The 7,084-nt window shown below is 41.4% G+C and carries 5 protein-coding genes; all 5 read left to right on the top strand.

Annotated elements, in window-relative coordinates; translation table 11 throughout:
* Positions 1 to 114 precede the first annotated feature (114 nt).
* The 5 genes from CE058_RS14675 (at position 115) to CE058_RS14655 (ending at position 7,075) form a co-directional block, all read left to right on the top strand.
* Entirely contained in the window at positions 115 to 1,017 is a 903-nt protein-coding gene (locus CE058_RS14675) for a cation diffusion facilitator family transporter (RefSeq protein WP_048010357.1), read from the top strand.
* Positions 1,018 to 1,041: 24 nt separating this feature from the next.
* Positions 1,042 to 1,359 carry a LapA family protein gene (locus CE058_RS14670; protein ID WP_048010356.1) on the top strand — a complete coding sequence of 106 codons (318 nt, stop codon included), beginning with the start codon at positions 1,042 to 1,044 and terminating at the stop codon, positions 1,357 to 1,359.
* Between the two features lie 159 nt (positions 1,360 to 1,518).
* Complete coding sequence (gene recJ / locus CE058_RS14665) at positions 1,519 to 3,888, top strand: single-stranded-DNA-specific exonuclease RecJ (protein ID WP_048010355.1); 2,370 nt, start codon at positions 1,519 to 1,521, stop codon at positions 3,886 to 3,888.
* A complete protein-coding gene (locus CE058_RS14660) occupies positions 3,879 to 4,391 on the top strand; it encodes an adenine phosphoribosyltransferase (protein ID WP_048010354.1) in 513 nt (170 codons plus the stop codon). The genes recJ and CE058_RS14660 overlap by 10 nt, the downstream gene beginning before the upstream one ends.
* Before the next feature lie 488 nt (positions 4,392 to 4,879).
* Positions 4,880 to 7,075: a RelA/SpoT family protein gene (locus CE058_RS14655; RefSeq protein WP_163143609.1), complete on the top strand. Its 2,196-nt coding sequence runs from the start codon at positions 4,880 to 4,882 to the stop codon at positions 7,073 to 7,075.
* Positions 7,076 to 7,084: the final 9 nt, after the last annotated feature.

The following is a 7,084-nucleotide window of genomic DNA, read 5'->3' as shown; positions in this document are numbered from 1 at the left end:
GTCACCCCCTCCTACTCGATTAAATCAGGATGCTGTCTATTTTACAAATTTGGTTAATGATTCCGGGAAATAGGATAAACTAATAGCAAGATCAGGGAGGAAGGAAGTATCGCTTTGGAAAATAACGATCGTTTTAAGAAAGCTGAGTTTGCAGCTATAATTGGCATCGTGGGCAATATTATTCTTGCCGCCCTCAAATGGGGAATTGGCGTTTATTCAGGAAGTAAAGCGCTGGTGGCGGATGCGGTCCATTCAGCTTCAGATGTTGCCGGATCTTTTGCTGTTTATTTGGGTCTGAGGGCTGCGAAACAGCCGCCGGATGAGGATCATCCATACGGTCATGGGAAAGCTGAATTGATAGCGGCTATAATTGTTGCCGTTCTGCTGTTCCTCGTGGGAATAGAAATCGGAAAATCATCATTTGAATCATTCTTTTCGCCAATTGAACCTCCAAAAGCAATTGCAATAGCTGCAGTGGTGGTTTCCATCGTTGTGAAAGAAGCTATGTTTCGTTATAAGTATAATTTGGGAAAGAAACTAAACAGTGATGCTTTAATTGTAAATGCTTATGAACACCGTTCAGATGTTTATTCATCAATTGCAGCTTTAATAGGTATTGGGTGTGCGATTATTGGAGGAAGAATGGGGATCGAATGGCTTGAGTATGCAGATCCTGTGGCTGGCCTCATTGTGTCCCTTATGATTCTCCAAATGGCATGGCGGCTTGGGAAAGAATCCATTCACAGCACACTTGATCACGTGCTTCATGAAGAAGATACTCTTGAAATGCGCAAAACGGCTGAATCCGTCGACCATGTTAAAAGGATCGATGAATTGCATGCCAGGGAGCACGGACACTATGTTATTGTTGATATTAAAGTGTCGGTGGATCCGAATATGACTGTTGAGGATGGACACCGGGTCGGCAAAGAAGTAAAACTCAAGCTGCTCCAATTGGAAAATGTGCAAAATGTCTTTGTGCACATTAATCCTTTCAGTGAAGAACATATAAATTAGAGAATATATCAGGGAGAGGATAGCATGAAATTTCAATGGACTTTATTATTTGGTTTTTTATTTGCGCTGATCGTGGCTGTTTTTGCAGTTATCAATGTCGATAATGTAACGGTAAACTACTTGTTTGGGGAAAGCCAGTGGCCGCTGATTCTAGTGATTTTAGGATCTGTTCTTATGGGTGGACTAATAGTAGGTTCTGTCGGCATTGTCCGCATTTACTCACTTCAAAGGCAAGTGAAATTACTAAAAAGGGAAAATGAAAAGCTGAAAGCAGGAAATTCTGTAAAAGATAATGCTGAGAAGGAAGAACTTGAAAAAGAGCTGGATAGGGATATACATTAAATGAACATGCTTGAGCTTATGCTCAAGTTTTTCTTTTGGTCTCAAAAAGTGACCTGCAGCACCTGTTTTTCTTTCCAGAATTGTATGGATTAACCCGATTTTAACTTATTGAAACACACCTTCCCCTCTTGTATAATTAATAAGCTGAGGGGTGAACGTATGTTACATTCAAGAACGCGATGGATTGTTCGGCAAACAGAGGAGGATAAAGTACAGCGGCTTTCAAAGGAACTGAATATTTCTCCTCTTGCAGCATCGCTTTTAATTAATCGCGGAATGGATACCGTTGATTCAGCACGGTATTTTCTGATGGATAATGAGCAGGAATTTCATGATCCTTTTTTAATGACAGATATGGCAATTGCTGTTTCCAGAATAAAAGAAGCTATTGAAAAACAGGAACCTATTTTAATTTTTGGTGATTATGATGCGGATGGTGTGACCAGCACTTCTGTCATGATGATGGCACTTAAAGATCTCGGTGCTGATGTCCAATTCTACATACCGAATCGTTTTACGGAGGGCTATGGGCCAAATATCCCGGCTTTTGAACATGCAGCCGAAATTGGCATCCGTTTAATTATTACTGTAGATACTGGAATCTCTGCTGTAAATGAAGCAAAAGCTGCAAAAGAGCTTGGAATGGATTTGATCATTACAGATCACCATGAGCCCGGCCCCGAGCTTCCTGAAGCATTGGCCATTGTGCATCCTAAGCATCCGGAGAGCAGATACCCGTTCCGGGAACTTGCCGGTGTTGGGGTAGCATTTAAGCTTGCACATGCGCTTTATGGTGAAATGCCTGAACACCTTTTGGAGATAGCTGCAATCGGCACAATTGCTGATCTTGTTTCTTTAACAGGAGAAAACAGACTTATTGCCAAGCGCGGGATTCAAAAGCTGAAATCAACTAAAAATACAGGTTTGAATGCTTTGTTTAAAGCGGCACGCATCGAGCTTCCATCCATTAGTGAGGAAACGATCGGCTTTACAATCGGCCCTCGCCTCAATGCAGCAGGAAGGCTTGAAAGCGCGGATCCTGCTGTGGATCTGCTTTTGACAAATGATCCTTATGAAGCACAAGCCATTGCCGAAGAAATTGAAATGCTGAATAAAGAAAGGCAATCTATTGTCAATGACATTGCAGCGCAAGCGGTTCATGAGGTTGAAACAAATTTCCCAATCAGTGAGAATTCAGTTATTGTTGTCGGGAAAGAAGGCTGGAACGCCGGGGTAATCGGAATAGTAGCTTCGAAGCTTGTCGAAAAGTTTTACCGCCCGGCCATTGTCCTTAGTTATGACAGTGAAAAAGGGCTGGCGAAGGGTTCAGCAAGAAGTATAGAAGGTTTTGATCTGTTCAAGAATCTTTCTGAATGCCGGGATATCCTGCCTCACTTTGGAGGTCACCCGATGGCAGCGGGTATGACTTTATCCATTGATTCGGTTGATGATCTGAGAAGCAGACTGAATACTCTTGCAAATGAACAGCTGAGTGAGGAAGATTTTATTCCTGTAACCTCTATTGATGGGGTTTTCCATTTAAAAGATATCAATCTTTCTTCCATTGCGGAAATGCAGCTGCTTGCTCCATTCGGGATGGGAAATGCGAAACCAAAAGTAATGATAAAAGATGCTAATATTGCAGCTATGAGAAAGATCGGATCTGAACAGAACCATATTAAAGTCACAATCGAGAATGATGGATCTTCACTTGATGGCATTGGTTTTGGACTTGGGCATTTGCATGAACATATTTCACCATACTCCAAGCTGTCCGTTATTGGTGAATTATCCATTAATGAATGGAATAATATTAAAAAACCGCAAATTTTCCTGCAGGATATGGCAGTCAACTCCTGGCAGCTCTTTGATATCCGGAGTTTAAAACGGCTTGAAAGGCTCCAAAGTGTCATTCCTGAGGCAAACACAACCTGGTTATTTTTTAATGAGGAATATATTTCTAAATATAAACCATTTGCAGGGGAAAACATGGTGAAAATAACTTCTGCAGAAGACGCAGAAGACATAAAAATAGAAGGCTCAAATGTTGTACTGGCTGATTTGCCGCCTTCAAAGGAAATTCTTGCACAGGTTTTCTCCGGGAAAAAACCTGCCAGAATTTATGCTCATTTCTATAAAGAAGACAGTGACTTTTTTAGCACATTACCAACAAGAGACCATTTTAAATGGTACTTTGCCCTGATTGCTAAAAAAGGTTCAATTGATATCAGGCGTCATGGGAATGATATAGCGAAGCATAAAGGATGGAGCAGAGAGACAGTAGATTTTATGTCTCAAGTGTTTTTTGAATTGGAATTTGTTAAAATAAATAATGGTGTCATTTCGTTAAACAATACATCCACTAAACGTGATTTAGCTGATTCACAAACTTATCAGCTTAAACAGGCACAATACACTCTTGAGAGCGATTTGCTCTATTCATCCTTTCAGCAGCTCAAAGACTGGTTTGATGAAGTTATGCAAGGGGCTGTAAAACTTGAGGAGGCAAAGGAAGAAAAATGGACTTAAAACAGTATATAACAATTGTAGAAGATTGGCCGAAGCCAGGCATTAAATTTAAAGATATTACAACTCTTATGGACAATGGTGACGCATATAAATATGCTACTGATCAAATTGTTGAATATGCCCGCGAAAAGAAGATTGACCTGGTTGTCGGCCCTGAAGCCCGCGGATTCATCATCGGCTGCCCTGTGGCTTATTCTTTAGGTGTAGGCTTTGCCCCAGTCCGAAAAGAAGGCAAACTTCCACGTGAAACAGTCAAGGTTAATTATGGCCTAGAATATGGCAAAGATGTTTTAACCATTCATAAGGATGCCATCAAACCAGGGCAAAGAGTCCTGATTACTGATGACCTCCTTGCAACAGGCGGAACAATCGATGCAACTATCCAGCTGGTTGAAGAACTTGGCGGAGTAGTGGCAGGCATTGCATTCCTTATTGAGTTAACATACCTTGATGGGCGTAAAAAGCTCGACAACTACGACATTCTGACATTAATGCAGTATTAATTTTTTATATAAAGAGAGCGCCATTCGAAATGGGGCTCTTTTTAATTGGCTGTTTTTCTCAAGTTTGTTGCTTTTTGTATTAGATATGCTGAGCTGATTGGAGCGGATTGTGCGAGACTCCAGCTGGAGCTTCGAGGAGGCTCACCCGCCTGCCCCGCGGTTCGCTGAGCAGCCTGGAGCGAATCAACGGACAATATCGATAAGTAAAAACAATAATTTTTACGAAAAGAGCCTTTTAATTTATATTAGAAAATAGTTTTTAAAGGGTTTCCAAATCCATTTATGGAAAAACAATAAAGGGATTCGGACAAAAAACGACAAAATTTTTGTTATTCCCATAAAAATAACAGTCTATCCCTTTACATCTTCACTTTTTTTTTCGATAATAGTAGCAATATTAATTTTTTTAATAACTTGTTATTCATTATCAATTTCAAAATTATTACATTATGCAACTGCATAAAATTCAGGGAGATAAAGGTGATTCCATGGCGAACGATCAAGTTCTGACCGCCGAGCAAGTCATCAACAGGGCAAAAGAATATTTAAACGATGAGCATGCAGAGCTTGTTAAAAAAGCATACGAGTTTGCCAAGCATGCCCATCGTGAACAATATAGAAAATCCGGTGAACCATACATCATCCATCCGATCCAGGTAGCAGGCATCCTTGCAGATCTGGAGATGGATCCATCTACGGTTGCAGCCGGCTTTCTTCACGATGTGGTTGAAGACACCGAAGTCTCATTGGAGAATATCGAAGAATCCTTCAATTCAGAAGTGGCTATGCTTGTCGATGGTGTAACGAAGCTGGGGAAAATTAAATATAAATCTCAGGAAGAGCAGCAGGCTGAAAACCACCGGAAAATGTTTGTGGCTATGGCCCAGGACATCCGTGTAATCTTGATTAAGCTTGCTGACCGCCTTCATAATATGCGGACACTTAAGCATCTGCCTGCTGAAAAGCAGCGCCGCATTTCAAATGAAACACTTGAAATCTTTGCACCTCTTGCCCATAGGCTTGGAATCTCCAAGATTAAGTGGGAGCTTGAAGATACCGCATTGAGGTACCTAAATCCGCAGCAGTATTACCGGATTGTAAACCTGATGAAGAAAAAAAGGGCTGAGCGGGAAGAGTATTTAGATGATGTAATCAATGTTATGAGGAGCAGAATGTCAGAGGTCTCAATTAAATCAGAAATCTCGGGACGCCCTAAGCATATTTACAGCATCTACCGTAAAATGGCCCTTCAAAATAAGCAATTCAATGAGATATATGATTTGCTGGCTGTACGCATTGTTGTTAACAGCATTAAGGATTGCTATGCGGTTCTCGGGATTATTCATACTTGCTGGAAGCCAATGCCCGGCCGTTTCAAAGATTATATTGCCATGCCTAAACAGAATATGTATCAGTCACTTCATACTACGGTTATCGGACCAAAGGGCGACCCACTGGAAGTCCAGATCCGCACCATGGACATGCACAGAATTGCAGAGTTTGGTATTGCTGCACATTGGGCTTATAAAGAAGGGAAAAGAGTGAATGAAGGCTCTTCTTTTGAGGAGAAGCTGACATGGTTCCGTGAAATCCTGGAATTCCAGGATGATGCAGCCAATGCTGAAGAATTCATGGAATCATTGAAAATTGACTTGTTTTCCGATATGGTGTTTGTTTTTACTCCCAAAGGGGACGTCATCGAGCTTCCTTCCGGATCAGTCCCAATTGACTTTGCTTACAGGATACATTCAGAAATAGGAAACAAGACAATCGGTGCCAAAGTGAATGGGAAAATGGTAACCTTGGATTATAAGCTGAAAACCGGAGATATCATTGAAATTCTGACATCCAAGCATTCCTATGGGCCAAGTAAAGACTGGCTGAAGCTGGCTCAGACTTCACAGGCAAAAAATAGAATTCGGACGTTCTTCAAAAAGCAAAGAAAAGAAGAAAATGTGGAAAAAGGGAAAGAGCTGGTTGAGCGGGAAATCCGCAATATGGATTTCGAGCTGAAGGAAATCCTAACACCTGATAATGTCAAAAGGATTGCAGAGAAATTCAATTTCGCTACTGAGGAAGATATGTATGCTGCTGTTGGCTATAATGGGGTAACAGCTCTTCAGGTTGCCAACAGGCTTACAGAAAAATGGCGCAAGAAGCGCGACCTTGAACAAACCTCCGATATTACAAATGCTGTTTCGGAACTAAAGACATTTACTTCAGCTAAAAAGCGCGAATCCGGTGTCCGGGTTTCCGGCATAGATAACCTGCTCATTCGCCTTTCCCGCTGCTGTAATCCTGTCCCAGGGGATGAAATCGTCGGGTTTATTACAAAGGGCAGAGGTGTCTCTGTACACCGTGATGATTGCCCTAATATCGAAACGGATGATGCAAAACAAAGGCTAATCCCGGTAGAGTGGGAAACAGCATTAAATGACCGGAAAGAATATAATGTTGAAATTGAAATTACCGGTTATGACCGCAGAGGTTTATTGAACGAGGTTCTTCAGGCTGTTAATGAAACGAAAACCAACATTTCAGCCGTATCAGGCCGTTCGGACCGAAATAAATCAGCAACGATCAATATGTCCATTGCTATACACAATGTAAGCCACCTGCAAAGGGTTGTAGAGCGGATAAAGCAAATCCCTGATATTTATGCGGTAAGAAGGATTATGAACTAAAGGGAGCAG

The organism is Bacillus sp. 22-7 (assembly GCF_010628845.1).
GTDB classification, from domain to species: domain Bacteria; phylum Bacillota; class Bacilli; order Bacillales; family Cytobacillaceae; genus Cytobacillus; species Cytobacillus firmus_B.
The sequence above is the reverse complement of the archived record's forward strand: the minus strand, read 5'-3'. Positions and strand labels throughout refer to the sequence as shown.

Coding starts and splice junctions, on each gene's coding strand:
- CE058_RS14655 (WP_163143609.1), top strand. CDS start 4,880: ATGGCGAACGATCAAGTTCTGACCGCCGAGCAAGTCATCAACAGGGCA.
- recJ (WP_048010355.1), top strand. CDS start 1,519: ATGTTACATTCAAGAACGCGATGGATTGTTCGGCAAACAGAGGAGGAT.
- CE058_RS14660 (WP_048010354.1), top strand. CDS start 3,879: ATGGACTTAAAACAGTATATAACAATTGTAGAAGATTGGCCGAAGCCA.
- CE058_RS14670 (WP_048010356.1), top strand. CDS start 1,042: ATGAAATTTCAATGGACTTTATTATTTGGTTTTTTATTTGCGCTGATC.